Origin of the sequence: Kurthia sibirica (genome assembly GCF_003143975.1) — a bacterium.
GTDB lineage: Bacteria > Bacillota > Bacilli > Bacillales_A > Planococcaceae > Kurthia > Kurthia sibirica.
Genome location: NZ_QFVR01000003.1, coordinates 175,263 through 193,583 on the forward strand (window position 1 = coordinate 175,263; position 18,321 = coordinate 193,583).

Annotated in this window: 19 protein-coding genes and 1 pseudogene; 7 read left to right on the top strand and 13 right to left on the bottom strand. The window is 35.7% G+C overall.

Features of this window, described 5'->3' with window-relative positions; genetic code table 11:
• Positions 1-83: 83 nt before the first annotated feature.
• Complete coding sequence (locus tag DEX24_RS03700) at positions 84-644, bottom strand: GNAT family N-acetyltransferase (protein ID WP_109305051.1); 561 nt, start codon at positions 642-644, stop codon at positions 84-86.
• 432 nt (positions 645-1,076) lie between these two features.
• Here DEX24_RS03700 and DEX24_RS03705 point away from each other — a divergent pair, with 432 nt between their 5' ends.
• Entirely contained in the window at positions 1,077-1,721 is a 645-nt protein-coding gene (locus DEX24_RS03705) for an HAD family hydrolase (RefSeq protein ID WP_109305052.1), read from the top strand.
• A 377-nt stretch (positions 1,722-2,098) separates the two neighbouring features.
• Here DEX24_RS03705 and DEX24_RS03710 read toward each other — a convergent pair whose 3' ends face one another.
• Positions 2,099-2,383: a hypothetical protein gene (locus DEX24_RS03710; protein ID WP_109305053.1), complete on the bottom strand. Its 285-nt coding sequence runs from the start codon at positions 2,381-2,383 to the stop codon at positions 2,099-2,101.
• Between the two features lie 191 nt (positions 2,384-2,574).
• Here DEX24_RS03710 and DEX24_RS03715 point away from each other — a divergent pair, with 191 nt between their 5' ends.
• On the top strand, positions 2,575-2,817 hold the full coding sequence (locus DEX24_RS03715; RefSeq protein WP_109305054.1) for a hypothetical protein: 243 nt from the start codon (positions 2,575-2,577) through the stop codon (positions 2,815-2,817).
• Positions 2,818-2,968: 151 nt separating this feature from the next.
• Here DEX24_RS03715 and DEX24_RS03720 read toward each other — a convergent pair whose 3' ends face one another.
• The 4 genes from DEX24_RS03720 to DEX24_RS03735 all read right to left on the bottom strand — a co-directional run bounded on the left by DEX24_RS03720 (position 2,969) and on the right by DEX24_RS03735 (position 7,436).
• Positions 2,969-3,184 carry a hypothetical protein gene (locus DEX24_RS03720; protein WP_109305055.1) on the bottom strand — a complete coding sequence of 72 codons (216 nt, stop codon included), beginning with the start codon at positions 3,182-3,184 and terminating at the stop codon, positions 2,969-2,971.
• A 551-nt stretch (positions 3,185-3,735) separates the two neighbouring features.
• Positions 3,736-4,875, bottom strand: coding sequence for a conserved virulence factor C family protein (locus DEX24_RS03725; RefSeq protein WP_109305056.1), 1,140 nt, complete (start codon positions 4,873-4,875; stop codon positions 3,736-3,738).
• Positions 4,876-4,896: 21 nt separating this feature from the next.
• On the bottom strand, positions 4,897-6,810 hold the full coding sequence (locus DEX24_RS03730; RefSeq protein WP_109305057.1) for an ABC-F family ATP-binding cassette domain-containing protein: 1,914 nt from the start codon (positions 6,808-6,810) through the stop codon (positions 4,897-4,899).
• A complete protein-coding gene (locus tag DEX24_RS03735) occupies positions 6,807-7,436 on the bottom strand; it encodes an HD domain-containing protein (RefSeq protein ID WP_109305058.1) in 630 nt (209 codons plus the stop codon). Before DEX24_RS03735 ends, DEX24_RS03730 begins: the two co-directional genes overlap by 4 nt.
• A 323-nt stretch (positions 7,437-7,759) precedes the next feature.
• On the opposite strand from DEX24_RS03735, the gene DEX24_RS03740 reads away from it, so the two are divergent.
• A complete protein-coding gene (locus DEX24_RS03740; RefSeq protein WP_109305059.1) occupies positions 7,760-9,067 on the top strand; it encodes an aminotransferase class I/II-fold pyridoxal phosphate-dependent enzyme in 1,308 nt (435 codons plus the stop codon).
• 295 nt (positions 9,068-9,362) lie between these two features.
• Here DEX24_RS03740 and DEX24_RS03745 read toward each other — a convergent pair whose 3' ends face one another.
• From DEX24_RS03745 to DEX24_RS03755, 3 genes are all read right to left on the bottom strand, one after another.
• Positions 9,363-10,223, bottom strand: coding sequence for a patatin-like phospholipase family protein (locus DEX24_RS03745; RefSeq protein ID WP_246131356.1), 861 nt, complete (start codon positions 10,221-10,223; stop codon positions 9,363-9,365).
• 49 nt (positions 10,224-10,272) lie between these two features.
• Positions 10,273-10,752, bottom strand: a complete 480-nt coding sequence (locus tag DEX24_RS03750) for a GNAT family N-acetyltransferase (protein ID WP_146192964.1) — start codon at positions 10,750-10,752, stop codon at positions 10,273-10,275.
• 305 nt (positions 10,753-11,057) lie between these two features.
• A complete protein-coding gene (locus DEX24_RS03755; RefSeq protein ID WP_109305061.1) occupies positions 11,058-12,737 on the bottom strand; it encodes a formate--tetrahydrofolate ligase in 1,680 nt (559 codons plus the stop codon).
• A gap of 269 nt (positions 12,738-13,006) precedes the next feature.
• Here DEX24_RS03755 and DEX24_RS03760 point away from each other — a divergent pair, with 269 nt between their 5' ends.
• Positions 13,007-13,213, top strand: a complete 207-nt coding sequence (locus DEX24_RS03760; protein ID WP_109305062.1) for a cold-shock protein — start codon at positions 13,007-13,009, stop codon at positions 13,211-13,213.
• A 265-nt stretch (positions 13,214-13,478) separates the two neighbouring features.
• On the opposite strand, the gene DEX24_RS03765 is transcribed toward DEX24_RS03760, so the two are convergent.
• Positions 13,479-14,801, bottom strand: a complete 1,323-nt coding sequence (locus DEX24_RS03765; protein ID WP_109305063.1) for a hemolysin family protein — start codon at positions 14,799-14,801, stop codon at positions 13,479-13,481.
• 278 nt (positions 14,802-15,079) lie between these two features.
• Here DEX24_RS03765 and DEX24_RS03770 point away from each other — a divergent pair, with 278 nt between their 5' ends.
• The 3 genes from DEX24_RS03770 to DEX24_RS03780 all read left to right on the top strand — a co-directional run bounded on the left by DEX24_RS03770 (position 15,080) and on the right by DEX24_RS03780 (position 16,758).
• Positions 15,080-15,301 (top strand): DUF2829 domain-containing protein, encoded by a 222-nt coding sequence (locus tag DEX24_RS03770; RefSeq protein WP_109305064.1) that lies wholly within the window; start codon positions 15,080-15,082, stop codon positions 15,299-15,301.
• A 65-nt stretch (positions 15,302-15,366) separates the two neighbouring features.
• Positions 15,367-16,122, top strand: a complete 756-nt coding sequence (locus tag DEX24_RS03775; RefSeq protein WP_109305065.1) for a 3-oxoacyl-ACP reductase — start codon at positions 15,367-15,369, stop codon at positions 16,120-16,122.
• 132 nt (positions 16,123-16,254) lie between these two features.
• Entirely contained in the window at positions 16,255-16,758 is a 504-nt protein-coding gene (locus DEX24_RS03780; protein ID WP_109305066.1) for a QueT transporter family protein, read from the top strand.
• 204 nt (positions 16,759-16,962) lie between these two features.
• Here DEX24_RS03780 and DEX24_RS03785 read toward each other — a convergent pair.
• The 3 genes and pseudogenes from DEX24_RS03785 to DEX24_RS03795 form a co-directional block, all read right to left on the bottom strand.
• Positions 16,963-17,070: pseudogene (locus DEX24_RS03785) on the bottom strand (cysteine hydrolase); the annotation flags it as partial.
• A 19-nt stretch (positions 17,071-17,089) separates the two neighbouring features.
• Complete coding sequence (locus tag DEX24_RS03790) at positions 17,090-17,659, bottom strand: hypothetical protein (protein ID WP_109305067.1); 570 nt, start codon at positions 17,657-17,659, stop codon at positions 17,090-17,092.
• Complete coding sequence (locus tag DEX24_RS03795; protein WP_109305068.1) at positions 17,643-18,203, bottom strand: hypothetical protein; 561 nt, start codon at positions 18,201-18,203, stop codon at positions 17,643-17,645. Before DEX24_RS03795 ends, DEX24_RS03790 begins: the two co-directional genes overlap by 17 nt.
• Positions 18,204-18,321 lie beyond the last annotated feature (118 nt).

Here is an 18,321-nt window from a genome sequence, read left to right on the forward strand (position 1 = left end):
ACCCACTGTCACTTCTATTAAGTATATTCTATAGTAGTTCAGCGAGTGAAGTAAAGGAAATTCGAGAAAAGTCAAAATATAAATTATATTGCAATTTTTTGAGAATACCATTTCATGAAATCAACTTGCTCTATTGCATTTAATAAGCAATAGGCATTTTCTCTTCGTTCTAAACTTAAGAGTTCATCCGGGTATTTTTTTTCCGCATATAAAGTAATATAGGGTAATTTGCGCTGGGCTTTTCTTGAGCGGAAATTCTCTACGCGCGCACCAGCAAAAACAGTGTGCATCCGAAGCTCAGTAAATGCAAAAAAGAGCATTTTCTCTTTAGCTAATGTATTATAGCCAAGCCCCCAATACGCTACTCCTAACCATGTACTAATATGACATGTTTTTGAGTGATCATTGCGGTTATTTAATGTAATAACACCAATTAATTCAAAGTCTTCGTTCATGATCATACGTGATATATGATTGCCCATCATCTCTTCTAGATTCATCTCACGAATAAAATCTCGCATAGCGTCCACAGTTGTTTCGTACGGTTGTAACGCCAATGCTGAACTAACTTCAGGCGCACTTAAAAGTTCCGCCATTTTTTCTGCATAATATACATCATGTTTTTGTAAATAAATTTTTCTCATTTTAAAACCTCCAAATCAGTCGATTATTTATCGCTTGCTGATGATTTGGTTGGCTGGCATAAAACGAGTTATTGCCGAGCATTTCGTTCTCCAGTAGAGTTATGCATGCTACAAGTGGGGTATTCGATTCTCATACTACTATGTACGTGAAGCGTTACTTAACTTAAGATGCTTATTGAAATATTCTTCAAATCCTCGTGCTATACTGCTATTTTTTCACTCATTTTTAGTTGTTTGTATGACTGCCGAATACCGATTTCAACTACTTGCATGAAATCGGTATTCATTATACTGGCTTCTAAATCAAGGTTCATCTGCAAGCTCCTTTTTGTTTTATACCCTCATTATACGCATTTGTCACAAAATGTTCAAATTTAAATCTTTTATCGTGAAAAAGTATGCTAATATGCTGGTAATGAAAGGTAGGTTTTTATGCATACATATATTTTCGATTTTGACGGTACCCTTGCAGACTCTAAACAATGTAGTATTCTTGCAACACAACAGGCATTTGCTTCATTAGACTTACCCATTCCAAGTGTGGAAAGCATCGAATATTATATGGGTATTCCAATTGAGCGTTCATTTATACAAATGGCTACGAAATCTTTAGATGAAGAAGAATTCACACAATTACTTATCACATTTCGTATGTATTATAAACAATTTGAAATGGAGTCATTAACTGTTTTTCCTCAAATTCCATTCGTACTTGAACAGTTGGCACAACAAAATATTCGTTGTTTTGTACTATCCAGTAAAAAAACCAATGTATTAGAGCGCAATTTACAAATGCTTGGCATTGATCATTTTTTTGTGGCAGCTATTGGTTCTGATCAAGTAGCCCATTATAAGCCACATCCCGAAGGCATCCAACTTCTTTTAAATAAATATCATATTCATGCAGAAAATGCTTTAATGATTGGCGATGCTATTTTTGACATTCAGATGGGGCAGGCCGCTAATATAAAAACTTGCGCTGTTACATGGGGCAGTCATTCTTCAGAAACCTTAGCAGCAGAAAATCCATCTGTCATGATTTCAAAACCAATAGAGTTATTGCATATAGCACACTAATCGTTGATTGCGGTGTATTTGAACACATCAAAAAGAGCCTGGGACAGAACAAAAATAGTCTGTCTCCAATACGCATCATCAAATCAATTAAACGCGCAGAAAACGACTCCTATGGGAATAGCATGAGCTGAAAACCTCACAGGAAAGCTGTGACGAGGGGTTTGAAGCCATGTCCGTGGAAAGCATTTTTCGCAGCGGACATAGATTGAAATGAATAATCCCGTATGATTTCAAAAAATCATACGGGATTTTCTCTGTTGAAAATATGTTTGTCTCAGGCTCTTTTTAATTTGGTTCACCACTAGTAATCATTTTGCTGTTGCACTTTTGCATTGGTATAGTGAATTTTTGACGTTTAAAAATTGATTTCTTTGTCTTTACCATAACGCTGTACTTTTTTTTGAGAATGCTTGTACTTTTTGTTTATTTCTCGATGCAAAAATTACTTCAATTTCCTTTGTTTGCTGACGGATATTCATTTTTTTGGCTTCTAATAAATAATAATTAATCATGGCATCGGATGGATTATTATTTGATAGATGCTCAAATAATTTCTCGGCTTCCTCCACTTTACCTTGCTGTAAATAATGCGTACCTTTCGCAATTTGTGCTTTGTCATACGCTTTTGGAATAGCCCTTAAAACGAGGGTCAAACTACCCATAATACACGCTATTGCTATCAGATATCGAATACCCTCTCCCCCCTATTATCCTATACCCATTGTCATCTATTATTCTATGACAATAATGTTAATTTTTGATTATGTTTTGTACACTTTATTATCAAAATGTTTCATTTACACTAAATATAGGAATAATATAAACAACTACATTGTATAGAGGAGGAATTTTCATGAAAGATAAAAATACGATTCTTTTTTTAGCAGCGGTTGGTCTACTGCTAAATATAATTGCTATTAGTGCTCCATTTAATACTATTTTTGTCCGTTTAATACTTTTAGTATTTGGTGTGTCTTTACTACTTTTTGGCTATTATAGTTATGTTGTTACAAAGCGCCGAGAAAAATCTGCATTTACTATTTTTCGTGATGTTCCTTTAAAACAACAACAAGCTGAACGTTCGTTTAAAATATAAAATTGTATTTTCCGCATCCATATCATAAAATGCATCTCCAATTTGTAGAATGATTCTACGAATCGGAGATGCATTTTTCAATTAAAAATGAACCCATCAAATGATGGGTCCATGCAACGCGATTTGCCTTTTAGTTTCCAGACTAGAGGAATTATACGTCAGTAAATGACACAAAAATAGGTTCTAGACTTGCCCTATGTTCATCTATGTATGACTGAATTTCCATTTCAATTGCTGAGTTGATATAAAGCTGGCAATTACATTGACTTGCCGGTATGTTTTGAATTGTTAAAACAGTTGAATTAAGTTGGTAGCTTTGAGCAGTTAAGACATTTTTCTTCGTACAATTACATTTTCCACAAATCATTTTATCACTCCTGTATATGTATTATATCGGCTTTTAGAAGCAGAATGTTAATTTTTCGATAAAAATAGGCTCTGTGTCAAATATTGGGGTGAATGAAATTGGATTTTTCAAATCAACTCGCTTTCTGGGGCAGGTGTCCTCGTCCTTTACTACACAAATCATTCACCCTACATGCAAGTCCATTTCTTGATCCTTCCTATTCAATCAAATCCTCGCTCAAAAATGATCAAAGCATCTCCATTCAAATACATGGCGTTTTAAAACCTTTTTTTATGATGAATACCTTCTAAAAAGCCCTTTGAATCGCCAAAATTAACGCTATTTACACGCTACTTGCCCGTTTTCAAGTGTATGAATCGGTAGTGTTGTACTTTTTTGCGTTACATCCCACAAGCTCGCGTCTTCTGCGGAATTAGTTGAAGCGAGACCCACGGAAAACATCATGCAGAGGTGGTATTATTTGAAAACTCAACAACTCATATAGAACCAAAATAAAAAGCACGACAACCGTTTATTTCTAAGGTAGAAATAATGGTCGTCGTGCAGATATTCTATGCTTTATTCTTTGAAGATTGTTGACGCATTTCAGTCATTTGACGCCACATAGAACCTTTAGCAGATTCACCTTGTGAAATACGCTCAATTGCCATTTTCACTTGTAAAGCAACTTCAAATTCCTTGTCGTTCTCTGCTGCTTTTAATGCTTCTAGAGATGCTTCAGTACCTGTTTCATATAGGAACATTGCCGCTCTCCAACGAACAAGCTTATTTTTATCTTTTAATGATTCAATCATTGCCGGCTCGAATTCTACAAAGCTTAAATCACTAATACAATCCCCTGCTGTACGGCGAACAGCAGCACTCTTATCATTTAATGCTTGTACGATATATGGTACAACAGCAAGGTCTTCAATCATACCAAAATATATAGTCGCTAAACGACGAATGGACATTTTGTCATCTTGTAACGCTTTAGCAAGCATCGGAAGATCCTCAACATCGGGATCTGGAATTTGATCGAGTAGTTGGAAACGATGTTCCCAGTCATCGACTGCAAATTCTTCCATCGAAATACGACGCTTATTTAATGGCAATGGTACTGTTTTATTTGTCGCTGCAGTAACTAGTTCTGACAAGCGTTCATCGGTATAGGTCGCCTCTATCTCAAGTGCTACACTTTCGCCGATTTCTTCCTTATCGCCATAACGAACACCGAAATCAACCCATTTACGTTGTAAGATAAAATCATCGTCATCCGAAGTACCGAGTACTTGATTAAATGCTTCAATATATTTTTTCGGTAAAGCGACACGTTTTTCTTCTACACTATCAAAAACCTTTACTTGTAAAGGGATTCCTTTAAACATTTGGATATGAACATATGCCTCACCAAAGCTATCAACAACATCTGCTTCCGTTGTTGTTTTTTGGGATTCTTCACCGAAAACTGCTCGAACCTCCGCTAATATGCCAACCCAGTCAAACTTTGCATTGCGTTCGACCGCTAAAAAGTCAGCTACATGATAAATACCTTTTACACCTTGGATTTTCATAATATCTTGTACTTCCTGTGGTGCCTGATCCAGATTTTCTTTATTATAATTATAAGCTTTTCCAAAAGACAATTCTTGGTCAACTATAACCTTCATTGTATTCGGACTTGGCGTTGGTTCAATCATTTTAATTTTCATATTGAAACCCTCCTTACTGTTTTACCCTTCTACGATATCACTTAAATACTCCCAACGCTCTATCAAATGCTCATATTCTGCATTTAATGTTTCCAACTCATCCGTCGCATTTTGGAGTAATGTAAAATCACTACCTGCCTTTTTCACTTTATCCTCTTGTTCCATAATTGATTTTTCAACTTTTTCAATCATTTTTTGGATAGAAGACCATTCTTTTTGTTCTTTAAATGATAACTTTTTTTTGTCGCTTTTTTCAATAATTTCAGCTTTTGGTTGAACGACTTCCACTTTTGGCTGTTCGATCTTTGCTATTTTAGGACTTTGTTTTTTTTCGTTTTGTTTCGCTAGGAAATCTGTATAAATATCATGACTCTCATCAATACCACCAACACCATCTAATACCCAGAGTTTTTTGGCAATACGGTCAAGGAAGAAACGGTCATGGGAAATAATAATCACAACACCTTTAAAGCCTTCTATGAATTCTTCCAATACAGATAATGTATCGATATCTAAATCATTTGTCGGCTCATCCATCAATAAAATATTCGGTTGGTCCATTAGTAATTTAAGTAGGAAAAGACGTTTTCTTTCGCCACCTGATAATTTACCAATCTGTGTACCATGCGTTTTTAATGGGAATAAGAAACGTTCTAACATGGATGCTGCAGAGTGATGTTCACCTGTATCATCTGTAATATCATTTGCTGTACTACGCACATATTCAATCATACGCTCATTGCTATCCATCTCCGGTAAATGTTGTGTGAAATGCGCAATTTTAACGGTAGAACCGACGTCTAGAAGACCACTATCCGGTTGTAGTTTACCTGCTAGCATATTGAGTAACGTTGATTTACCAGCACCATTGGGCCCAATAATACCAATTCGATCACCCTGTTGTAAGAGGAATGAATAATTATTAATTAAGTGTTTGTCTCCAAATGCTTTGGTAACATCTGTACCTTCAATAACTTTTTTACCTAGTCTTGTTGTAGCTAGACCCATCTCTAACGACGTATTATCATTATCTTTTTGCAATGATTCTGATAGATCATCAAAACGTTGAATACGTGCTTTTTGTTTTGTCGAACGCGCTTTAGCTCCGCGACGAATCCATTTCAATTCAGCTCTAAAACGATTGCGTTGCTTCGCTTCTGAAGCGACGTCCATCTCTTGACGAATCGCTTTAGCTTCTAGGAAATCACCGTAGTTCCCCGAATGTTTGTATAATGTTTTATCAGCAATTTCATACACATGTGTAGAAATAGCATCTAGGAAATAACGATCATGGGTAATAACAATGACCGCGCCTTTAAGATTTTTCACCATCACAGTTAACCACTCTGTAGACTGAACATCTAGATGGTTAGTCGGTTCATCTAATAGGAATAAATCAGCAGGTTCAATCAATGTTTTTGCAAGTGCCACACGTTTTTGTTGACCACCTGAAAGCGATGTAACTTGCTGCTCAAAATGTTCTTGTTTTAAGCCAAGTTTTGTCAATGCTGTTTTAGCTGCTGCATTGATATCCCAACCATCTGTGTCTGTCATTTCTTGTTGGTATTTGAACATAATATCCTGTAATTTTTCAGATTCAGGATCTGCTTGCATTTTCAATAAGCTATCTTCGTATTTACGGTTTAATGCGATGGCAGGGGAATCTCCTTCGAATACAGCATCTAGAACAGTCATGCCTTCTTCAAATTGAGGATCCTGTTTTAAATGTGCAATACGGTATTTATTTGGGTGATCTAACGTGATGGAATCTGCATCAACAATACCTGCTAAAATCCCCAGTAATGTAGATTTCCCTGTACCGTTAATACCGATTAAACCAGCGCGTTGTCCTTCTAAAATTGTAAATTCAATATCTTTAAATAGTGTTTTTTCTCCGACTGTTTTTGTGCAATTTGATACGATTAAATGACTCATAGTTTACCATCTCTTTCATTCTTTAGTTGCTCGATAAATTCCACCATAAATTGATGTCTACCACTAGCTAAGCGTTTGCCCTGTTCCGTTTTCATCAAATCTTTTAACAAAAATAATTTTTCATAAAAATGTGTGACACTAGCAGTTGATTTTCCACGATAATCTTCTTCACTCATATCAAAACGTGCTTCTTCTGAATCATCATATAATGCACGACCTTTTGCGCCCCCAAATGCAAATGTGCGCGCAATGCCCACTGCACCTAAAGCATCTAATCGATCGGCATCTTGTACGATTCTTGCTTCGATTGTCGTTGCCGGTAGCTCATTGCCACCGCGATAAGACACTGAGGCTACAACATTTTGAATATGTACACGTTTTTCTGACGATACATCTAATTGAGCCAATATACGCTCTTCATCTGCTTTATCCGTTGAATATTTTGGATCGCTGACATCATGCATAAGCACCGCAATTTCAACAACCTCATGATCGGCAGTCGGTTCCTCCGCTAAAATTGCTTTTGCGTTCATTAAGACACGCTCTATATGTTGAAAATCATGACTCGCATCAAACTGATCATATATCGTTTTTACGAGGCTTTGACATTGTTCTATCGCATTCATTGTTTTTCCCCCACTTTACAATACGAACTGGTCTAAAAAAACCACTTCATCTATTATAACTGTATTTGCTCGCCATTCATATTATCTTTGCTGTTTATGTATATAAAATAATATTTCTTTTATAAATTCACTACTATTCCTTTTTTTATACACTATCTATTTCCAAATGTTCGTTTATCTACTAAAATGAAGCTATAGATTATAAAATGAAGCAATCTATTATTTATATACTATTTTTACTTGCCGTATCTAGCGAAATGATTCAATTTTCTAACGTCACACTGTATACTACGCATATACTATAAAAAAAAGAGGCGAATTCAATGCATACATTAGCAAATAGTTTAAATGACACGATAAAAAAAGAAAATGGTCATGTATTTGATATGTTATCTTCACTTGGTCAACAAATGTACTTTCCTACTGAAGGCATTTTAAGTCAGTCCGCAGAAGCGAAGAAAAAAGCACATAAGTACAATGCAACAATTGGAACAGCAATTGAAAATGGGAAACCAATGCATTTAAAAGTTATTCAAGACACATTATCTGCATATGATCCTGCTGACTTATACCCATATGCTCCTCCTGCTGGTAAACCTGCTTTACGCGATGAATGGCGTAAAAAGATGCTTGTTGAAAACCCAACTTTAGTTGGTAAAACATTTAGTAACCCCATTGTTACAAATGCTTTAACTCACGGATTAAGTATTGCTGCAGATTTATTTGCAGAACAAAACGATGCCGTTATTATTCCTGATAAAAATTGGGAAAACTACGATATGATTTTTGGCATTCGTCGTGGTGCTGACATCGTTTCTTATCCACTCTACAATATGGATGGGGCATTTAATGCAGATGCGCTTCGCGAAGCTATTATTGCACAAAAAAATCACGGTAAGGCCATTGTCGTATTAAATTTCCCAAACAATCCAACTGGTTATACACCAAATGCTGTTGAAGGCGCTGCAATTGTCCAAGCGATTGTAGATGGTGCAAATGCTGGTGTTAATGTAGTAGTAATTACAGATGATGCCTACTTCTCATTGTTCTTTGAAGACTCTTTACATGAGTCATTATTCGGTGCTCTTGCGAATATTCATGACCGTGTTTTAGCCATTAAAGTGGATGGTGCGACAAAAGAAGAATATATTTGGGGTTTTCGTGTTGGTTTTATTACTTATGGTAGTAAATCATCTACTTTATTACAGGCCTTAGAAGAAAAAACGACCGGCATCATTCGCGCGACCATTTCTTCTGGTCCTCACCCTTCACAAACTTTTGTATTACATGCTTTACAAAGTCCAGATTTTAATAGACAAAAGGCTGAGAAGTTTGACATTATGAAAGGCCGTGCCAACAAAGTAAAAGAAATTCTTGAAAATGGCAAATTCGATGATGCTTGGGACTATTATCCATTCAATTCAGGTTACTTCATGTGCTTGAAATTAAAAACAGTAACTGCTGATCAATTACGTCTAACTGCACTAGAAAAATATGGTGTTGGTACCATTTCACTAAGTGAAACGGACCTACGTGTTGCCTTCTCTTGTATTGAAGTAGAAGATTTAGAAGATATGTTTAACTTAATCTACGGCGCTGTAAAAGCCATTGAAAAAGCGCAAGCCCTTTAATCGCTATACCCTACAGTAAAAGCTTGGCATGAAGAATAGAGTTGTTCCATAAAAGTGAGCTATATTTCATTTATGAAATATAGCTCGCTCTTTTTTTAGATGAATGACCGTACGAGGAGACCCGGCTATTCGTCAGCTGAAAGCATTCATCCGAAACCAATGAATAGAAAAAGTAGCGTGATTTGAAAAAATCAAATCACGCCACTTTTTTATGCAGCATAGTTAATATAGTCCACATTATCGTTGTTTATTTTCTTTTCAATGCTTCAAAAAAAATGCTGAACGTATTGTAGGATTAATCAATTTGTAAAAATCCCTTTAATGCCAATACACGTGCCGTTGCTTGTTTAAAACCCATTTGATAGTTACGATGCATTTGCTCTTCATTTTTTTCAAAACTTTTTAATGCTGAATCCGGCCGATAGACGAATGCTCGACCCTCTGCCTCTAGTTTTTCAACTAATTCCATCGAACGATTATAATGTTCTGCCCTTTTTTCCATCGCTGCGACAAGCTTAGGGTATTTTTTTCTCATCATACGCATCGCAAAGCGTGATTGACGATCGACTGTCTTACGGTAACCTTTTGGTCGCGTTAGTACAATCACATGCTTTTCATAGCCCTCATCAATTGCTTGCTGCACGGGAACAGGCTCCGCCAAGCCGCCATCATAGTAAGGTATATTATTAATTTTGATTTCAGGAAAAAGAACTGGGATTGCGCATGTAGCACGCAACATCAAACATTCCTTGTCCATGTCAAAACCATTCATATATTCGACCTCGCCAGTTTGCGCATTCGTCACACCGAATTTTAAAATACCATCATAGTTATAATAGGTTTCCCAATCAAATAAATCCAATTCATTCGGTACGATATTGTACGCAAAATCCAAGCCAAAAATACTTTTTTCTTTTATAAAATTACGCATGCCTAAATATCTTTTATCATTGCGATAATTTGCGAAAACACGTAATGTTCTTTCCTTTTGTCCCGAAATATAGGAAACGGCAGTAATAGCTCCTGCAGAAATTCCTAAAACATAGGGCATTTTAATCTTTTCATCGATAAAAGCATCCAGAACACCTGCAGAAAATAGTGCTCTAAAAGTGCCACCCTCCATGATTAGAGAAGTTTTATTCATTGATAAATCCATCAGACCAGACACTTCCTTTTTCTTAATACTACTTATTATACAGGATTTTTCAGATTATTAGCTTCATACGATTCGTCAATAGTTTTAATCCCTCAAAATCATCTAAATAGAGCTCTACACTACAAAAATTGTTAGCCAAGCCAAATTTGATACCATTGACATTATCAGCTTCCATATTCATTGTAATAGAGCATAAACCATTCATATCATTAATGGCGCGACGAAGGAGTAAACTGCCAATTTTCTGCCCTTGATATTGCTCAAGCAAATACATGGCAAGCAATTCGCAATTCCCTTCCGTATCAACATGGGAAAAGCTTGAAAATCCAATTATTTCATCCTGTACTTCCACTATGTAAAAATGGGATTGTGACATCCGTTGTTCTAGGCGTTTTGGGGCATACACAAGCTGTAAAAAATTTTCTTGAATAGTTCGAGGAATAATATGTTCGTATGTTACTTCATACACTTTATACGCAATTTCTCGAACCTTTGAAATATCTTCTAATTTCATTTTTCTAATATACACTTTGGCAACAGTCCCTTCACATTATTATTATACAGAAATAAAATGGGAAATTTTACTTTTTAAAGAAAAATATGAATTAAATCTAAAAAATGTAAAATATAGTTATTTAGCTACAGTCGTGATCACATTAGTTAGTTGATTAGTTACTTATGCATATTTCTTGTCTGGGCTATTGCAAGTCGAGGTAGTAGATACAAATAGGTCTAGCCCTGACTGCACAAAACACATTTCTCTCGAGTATCTTACAATTTATAAAGAGAGAGGATTCTGTGGCAATCTAGGTTAGACCTATGATTATTTTTTACTTAGAATAAGCCCACTGCATTACCATGTTCATCAATATCCATACGCAATGCTGCTGGCTCTTTTGGTAGACCTGGCATCGTCATCACATCACCTGTTAAACATACGAGGAAATGGGCACCCAATTTCGGAATCACTTCACGAATCGTTATTGTAAAGTTTTCAGGACGACCGAGTAAAGTTGGCTGATCTGTTAATGAGTACTGTGTTTTCGCCATACAAATAGCTAATTTATCCCAGCCATTTTTCTTAATTTCCACAAGTTGTTTTTTCGCAACATCTGTGAAAACTACATCTTTCCCACCATATACTTTTTGTACGATTGTTGTCACCTTGTTTTCAATCGTATCATTCATCTGATATAACGGTGTGAAATTTTGTGCTGTATGAAGCACTTCAAGAACATTTTTAGCAAGCTCAATACCGCCCTTACCGCCTTGTTCCCACACATTTGTCAATGCCATTTTCACACCATTGTCTTCACACCAACCTACAATAACATCCAGTTCATCTTGTGTATCTGTGATGAAGCGATTTAAGGCAATCACAGGTTCTACACCGAATTGGCGAATGGTTTCAACATGTTTTTGTAGATTGTCAATACCGGCGGCAATAGCCTGTGGATTGCTAGCTTTTAGTTCTTTTTTGTCTACTCCACCATGCATTTTAAGCGCACGTGCTGTTGCAACGATTACGACAGCACTTGGCTCGAAACCACCCTGTACGGCTTTGATATCCATGAATTTTTCAGCACCTAAATCCGCTCCAAATCCAGCTTCTGTCACAACGATGTCAGCAAGTTTACGTGCTGTATTCGTTGCTTGAATTGAATTACAACCATGAGCAATATTAGCAAATGGACCGCCGTGAATAATAGCTGGTGTTCCTTCAATTGTTTGGACTAAATTGGGTTTAAAGGCATCTTTTAATAGCAATGTTAGCGCACCTTCAACAGCCAAATCTTTTACGGTGACCGGCTGGCGATCATATGTGTAACCGATGACAATTTTTGATAAGCGTTTTTTTAAATCTACATAATCCGAAGCAAGACAAAAAATAGCCATAATTTCAGATGCTACTGTAATATCAAAACCATCTTCACGCGGCACACCTTGAGCTGGTCCCCCAAGTCCAATAATAACATGACGTAAAGAACGATCATTCATGTCCAAAACACGTTTCCAAAGGATACGGCGCGGGTCAATATTCAATTCATTACCGCGATGAATATGGTTATCTATAAATGCAGCTAAAGCATTATTTGCTGAAGTAATTGCATGCAAATCACCTGTGAAATGAAGATTAATATCTTCCATTGGTAATACCTGTGCGTAACCACCACCTGTAGCTCCACCTTTAATCCCCATTACAGGTCCCAATGACGGTTCCCGTAAGGCTACGATTACAGATTGTTCTAATTGGCGTAAAGCATCTGCTAATCCAACAGTTACCGTAGATTTACCTTCTCCAGCTGGCGTTGGGTTGATGGCTGTTACTAACACTACTTTTGCTTGTGCTTTTTTATGTGCAAGCTTTGTCGTATCAATTTTCGCTTTGTATTTACCATATAGTTCCAACGCATCTTCGGGTATTCCCGCTCGTTGTGCTATGTCTTGAATTGGAAGCATTGTTGATGATTGTGCAATTTCTAAATCTGAAAGTACCTGTGGCTTATTTGTCATCGCTTTAATCTCCCCTAATCTTCATGATATATCCATAATGTACTATATTATTGTACTTCCTTCAATAAAAGTCCTAAGAATTTTCCAAAAATGATTAAACAGAACTTTCTATTTTATCATCTATTCCTTGCACATATTATAAAATAGATACCTATAACCTTTTTTTAAAAGTAGAGAATTGACAAAAAATTTAAAATTATGCTATAGTTTAGCCAGCCTGTAAGAATCTATATTCTTATGAGGGTAGATTTTTATATGGAGGGATCAGCATGCATACTGGCAAAGTGAAATGGTTTGATACGGTGAAAGGGTATGGTTTTATCGAATCGGAAAATGGGGATGATGTCTTTGTACATTTTACAGGTATTGTAGGCGAGGGTTTCAAAAATCTAGAAGATAATCAAAACGTAGAATTCGACATTACTGAAGGCAACAGAGGTCCACAAGCATCAAATGTTGTTGTAATTAATAAATAAATATCATGTATTCTCTTACAAAATCTACTTTTTGAGAGAGAATTATTTACAATTAAAGAGCCTGAGACAAACGTATTTTCAACAGAGAAAATCCCGTATGATTTTTCAAAATCATACGGGATTATTTATTTCAATTCAATCCATTTCCGCTTCGAAAAACATCGTCCAAAACGAAAATAAATATATACACAAAAAGGAATAGCGCATATATACATGCGCTATTCCTTTTAATTTTGGCTAAGTTTTTGTCTCAGCCCTGTTATTTTTATTCCACTTCTGTGGGGGGGTCTATTTTTCTAATATCAAGACGAACGATTTGATGATTGTTGATTTCCGTTGCTGTAAAGACAAAACCATTATACTCAAATTTTGCTCCAACAACAATAGCATCATTATTTGCCATAAACCAACCACCGACTGTATCAATTTCATCGTCTTCAATATTAATGCCCATAATATCATTCACTTCGTCTAAAAGTAGCTTACCGCTAACATTATAGTGTCCGTCACCTAATTTATGGTGTTCCGGAAGCTCGTCCGCATCAAATTCATCTCGAATTTCACCGACAATCTCCTCAATTATATCCTCGATTGTGACAAGGCCCGAAGTACCTCCATATTCATCCAATAGGATGGCCATATGAATTCGTTCAACTTGAAATTTCACTAATAAGTCACTGATTGGAATTGTTTCAATTACTTGAATAACGGGTTGTACATATTCAACAACCTTTTTATTTACTTGAAAATCACTGCGAATAATCTCTGTTAAGATATGTTTCATATTGACGATACCAACGATATGGTCTTTATCGCCATCATATACTGGATAACGCGTATATTGTTCAACATTCATTTGTTCAAAGATTTCTTTAATATTCAAGTTTTGTTCAAAGCTTGATATCTCCGTACGCGGAACCATTACTTCTTTTGCGATACGATCATCAAACTCGAATATGCGATTCATGTAATTGTATTCAGATGTATTGATTTCTCCGCCCTTTAAACTATCTGTCATAATCATACGTAGTTCCTCTTCGCTGTGAGCTTCTTCACTCTCAGACATCATTTTCAAACCGAATAGACGCGTTAAGAAGCGAGCTGAACCGTTTAAAATTTTAATGGGAACATACATCACTTTATAGAAAACAATTAATGGTCCTGAAAGATTTAATGTAATCATTTCTGCTTTTTGAATAGCTAAGGTTTTTGGTGCTAACTCCCCGACAACAACATGTAAAAATGTTACGAGTGAGAAGGCGATGATAAACGACAATACAGAAGCCGTGCTACCATTTATACCTAGTAATTCAAAAACAGGGTGTAAAATCATTTCAATTGTTGATTCACCAACCCAACCTAATCCAAGCGCTGTAATTGTAATTCCGAGCTGACAGGCAGATAAATATTCATCTAAATGCACTAAGACCTTTTTCGCTCGTATGGCCTTGGTATTCCCTTCGCTAACCAATTGATCAATTCTCGTTGTACGCACTTTTACAATGGCAAACTCTGATGCTACAAAGAATGCAGTAAAAGCGATTAATAAAATAAATAACACAAGTTTTATGGCTATCTCGACGTCCAAATATGTTCTTTACAGTATTTTTTAACTTTTTTCATACTGTAAAGAATTCACCTCCCAAATTAATATACTAATAATTTATACGATTTTAACTATAAAATGCAATTTATATGTATTAAAACCAATAAATAATCTAAAAATTCCAAACAAGTTTCATAATAAAACCGACATATTTTTCTGATTTATTGAATAGAAAGCTAGATTTCATTGCGACACTATGCAGGTAACAATCATTCTAGTATACTTTGTCTGATAATCAAATAAGAAAGAAGGAAAATCCAATGACATTTGAAGAGATTTTACCAGAATTAAGAGCAGGTAAGAAAATTATTCGTGATGGTTGGGGTGGAGCAGAGCTGTATGTCAAATTAGTTGGCAAAAGTGAACTTGATGGTCAACCGTTAAATCCATATTTCGTTATAGATGTCCATGGTGAAGGCTTTACGATGTTCTCCCCCACTGTTTGTGACATTTTAGCGGAAGATTGGTCAATCGTACAATAAATAATAATCGTGGGAGCAAATTTTCTTTCCAGAAAGTTTGCTCTTTTTTCAGGAGGAATAAAGAAATGATTTTTGAGGAATTCAAAAACAAAGTAGTTTTTATGACAGGTGCTGCTTCCGGTATTGGCTTTGCACAGGCTGAAGCATTTTTACAAAACGGTGCCTCGCTTTTTGCTTTAGATATTCAAGAAGGACGAATGGCAGAACTGCAAGTACAATATCAAGAACGTTGCCAATTTATAGTAGGTAGTGTTGCTAATTCACAGCATGTTGCAGAAGCTGTTAAACAAGCCATACGTCATTATCATCAAATCGATATTTTATTAAATACTGCTGGTATATTAGACGGTTTTGCTAAAACATTAGATACAGACGAAACACTCTGGGATCGCGTCATTAATACAAACTTAAAAGGCGTTTATCTCGTAACAAACGCTGTGTTACCTCATATGATCCTCGCTGGTTCTGGTACGATCGTGAACATGGCTTCCATCGCTGGTCTCGTCGCAGGTGGTGGTGGTGCGTCATATACTGCGTCAAAACACGCAATAATCGGTTATACAAAACAATTAGATATGGATTATTGTCGCCAAGGTATTCGTGCTAATGCCATTGCTCCTGGAGCGATTGATACACCGATGAATGCTGCAGATTTTGAAGGTGATGGTAAAATGGCTCAGTGGGTGGCAGAACAAACGCCGGCTGGTCGATGGGCAAAACCACATGAAATAGCAAATGTGTCACTCTTTTTAGCGAGTTGTGCATCCGATTATATGCATGGCACAGTCATTCCAGTCGATGGCGGCTGGATTGCTAAATAGAATTCTGCTATAATAAATTCGCAGTCAAAGCGCTGCACTACGACACTTCAGATCGGGTTATAATCCCTCGCTTCCTTTGGTCGTAGTTATTACTAAAATAGTGATTCCACTATTTTACAAAGGAGAATAAAATTGAATAATACGCTTATTAAAAGCACTTCTACTACGAGAGAAATCTCGAAAACAGCACTTGTTGCTGCTCTTTATGTTGCCGTGACATTGATCTTAGCCGTCTTTAGTTTTGGCGTCATTCAATTGCGCCTTTCAGAAATGTTTAATTATTTAGCGTTGTTTCATAAACGGTATATAATCGGTATTACACTCGGTGTCGTCATCGCTAACCTCTTATCACCAACGTGGTTTCTTGATGTACCTATCGGTGGGATTGCGACGTTTTTAGTCCTTATACTTTGCCGAGTAATCACACAACCAATACACAATTTAGCACTCAAAATGGCGATTACAGCTCTTATTTTCGCGCTATCCATGTTTACTGTTGCTGGTCAATTAACAATTGTTCATGATCTTCCTTTTTTCAATACTTGGCTTATTGTCGGTATTGGTGAACTGCTATCCATGACGGTTGGTGGGCTAACAATATACTTACTTTCGAAAAAAATTGACTTTACAAAATAAATGAACAGGTCAACAGCAGGTTTTCCTGCCGTTGACCTGTTTTTTGCTTCCTTATACTACATGGTCATATAAATACTTCTATTTTTCTTATGACTCATTGCCTCCACGATTTCAGCCTTATGTAAATCCACTCTCATACACGCATCATCTATTATTTGAGGGCGAGAACGTTATTACAATTTATCGATGCTCATCGTGATTAGGTATAAATTGAGAATCTGTTGTTGAGTGACCATCTCCAACTAGTGTCACATCAAAACCATTTACCGTTGCTGTTCTGACTGCTGTATCAATGCAGTGCTCTGTCTCGCACCAGAGCCATAAAAATTTTCTACTCCACAGTTGCACGACTATTCGACATGTTTAATTTAACTCGTTCTCTCATTAAATAAATCATAGATATACTATTCAGTATAATTATTACAAACTGTAAAACCTCTAAATATTTATAAATAGATGAAAAAATCAGTAAAAAGATGGCTCCATTAAGGTATAAAGATTGTAAAACAAATTTACTATCGATAGCTACATTCGCTTCAAGAAAAGTTTTCCTTAGATCAATACTTACTAAAATACCAATAGCCGTTAGTAGACTAAATAAAATAACACCAACCCAAACAAATGGTATATACAACAGATACAGCATAAATAATAGAGATACTATCAAATATACTGCTATAGGTTTTTTAAATATCGTTGAAAGAATATTTCTTTTAACTAGCTCTAAAACGATGAAAATCGCTATACCTGGAAGGACAAATGGCACAAAAGAAAGCTTCTGCATATCTTCCTGTATAAAATCATTCACAAAAATAGGTATCCAAATAGTTGTTGTTGTGGCAAGAACCCCTAAAATAACAAAGTATCTTTTTTTGTTCAAATTTTTAAATCGTGAATCCAATTTTTTTTTCTTCTACATGTTTACGCAAAACAAATTTTTCTTTCAGCAATAAAACAGATGTTGAAAAAATAAGCAGAATAAATGCTATGAAATAATAACTTGGGACATTGATTAATAGCGCCCCTATAGCAAATCCAAATAGTTTAGCTAAATTTCTGACAGAAGCTAAATTTAAAAAGCCATTACTCAAATTTAATTCTTCTGTTAGAATCTCATTTTCAAATAATAAAATAACTACCGAAATAATAATATTTATGAAAAAGTAAAATATTACATATGTATATGCATTTGTTGAAAATAAGGAAATTGCTGCTATGATCCCACAGAGAATAATTCCTAAATAAAAAAATGAGTTCAAACTTATTCTACTTAATAAATGTAACTTCTGTAAATCCACAAAAATTAATAGACTAATGACTGCACTGAGCGCTAAAATAATTAGCTTATTTTCCAGCACACTCTGGGCGACAATAGTTGTCGTATAAGAATAGACTAAACCAGAAGCAATTATAAAAAGAAAATAAAGATTATATTTTAACTTCATTTATATCCCTCCTATCAATTAAAGAGAATATTTGTAAAATATCTACATTGTTTAGATCCAAAATCCCGCTCCCTCTTTTCGAATTTTTTACATCAAAGTAATATAGATTATACTCTTT

Coding starts and splice junctions, on each gene's coding strand:
- DEX24_RS03755 (WP_109305061.1), bottom strand. CDS start 12,737: ATGACAAATAAGCCACAGGTACTTTCAGATTTAGAAATTGCACAATCA.
- DEX24_RS03725 (WP_109305056.1), bottom strand. CDS start 4,875: ATGAAAATTAAAATGATTGAACCAACGCCAAGTCCGAATACAATGAAG.
- DEX24_RS03720 (WP_109305055.1), bottom strand. CDS start 3,184: ATGATTTGTGGAAAATGTAATTGTACGAAGAAAAATGTCTTAACTGCT.
- DEX24_RS03775 (WP_109305065.1), top strand. CDS start 15,367: ATGATTTTTGAGGAATTCAAAAACAAAGTAGTTTTTATGACAGGTGCT.
- DEX24_RS03770 (WP_109305064.1), top strand. CDS start 15,080: ATGACATTTGAAGAGATTTTACCAGAATTAAGAGCAGGTAAGAAAATT.
- DEX24_RS03795 (WP_109305068.1), bottom strand. CDS start 18,203: ATGAAGTTAAAATATAATCTTTATTTTCTTTTTATAATTGCTTCTGGT.
- DEX24_RS03715 (WP_109305054.1), top strand. CDS start 2,575: ATGAAAGATAAAAATACGATTCTTTTTTTAGCAGCGGTTGGTCTACTG.
- DEX24_RS03745 (WP_246131356.1), bottom strand. CDS start 10,223: ATGGATTTATCAATGAATAAAACTTCTCTAATCATGGAGGGTGGCACT.
- DEX24_RS03740 (WP_109305059.1), top strand. CDS start 7,760: ATGCATACATTAGCAAATAGTTTAAATGACACGATAAAAAAAGAAAAT.
- DEX24_RS03760 (WP_109305062.1), top strand. CDS start 13,007: ATGCATACTGGCAAAGTGAAATGGTTTGATACGGTGAAAGGGTATGGT.
- DEX24_RS03730 (WP_109305057.1), bottom strand. CDS start 6,810: ATGAGTCATTTAATCGTATCAAATTGCACAAAAACAGTCGGAGAAAAA.
- DEX24_RS03735 (WP_109305058.1), bottom strand. CDS start 7,436: ATGAATGCGATAGAACAATGTCAAAGCCTCGTAAAAACGATATATGAT.
- DEX24_RS03705 (WP_109305052.1), top strand. CDS start 1,077: ATGCATACATATATTTTCGATTTTGACGGTACCCTTGCAGACTCTAAA.
- DEX24_RS03710 (WP_109305053.1), bottom strand. CDS start 2,383: ATGGGTAGTTTGACCCTCGTTTTAAGGGCTATTCCAAAAGCGTATGAC.
- DEX24_RS03700 (WP_109305051.1), bottom strand. CDS start 644: ATGAGAAAAATTTATTTACAAAAACATGATGTATATTATGCAGAAAAA.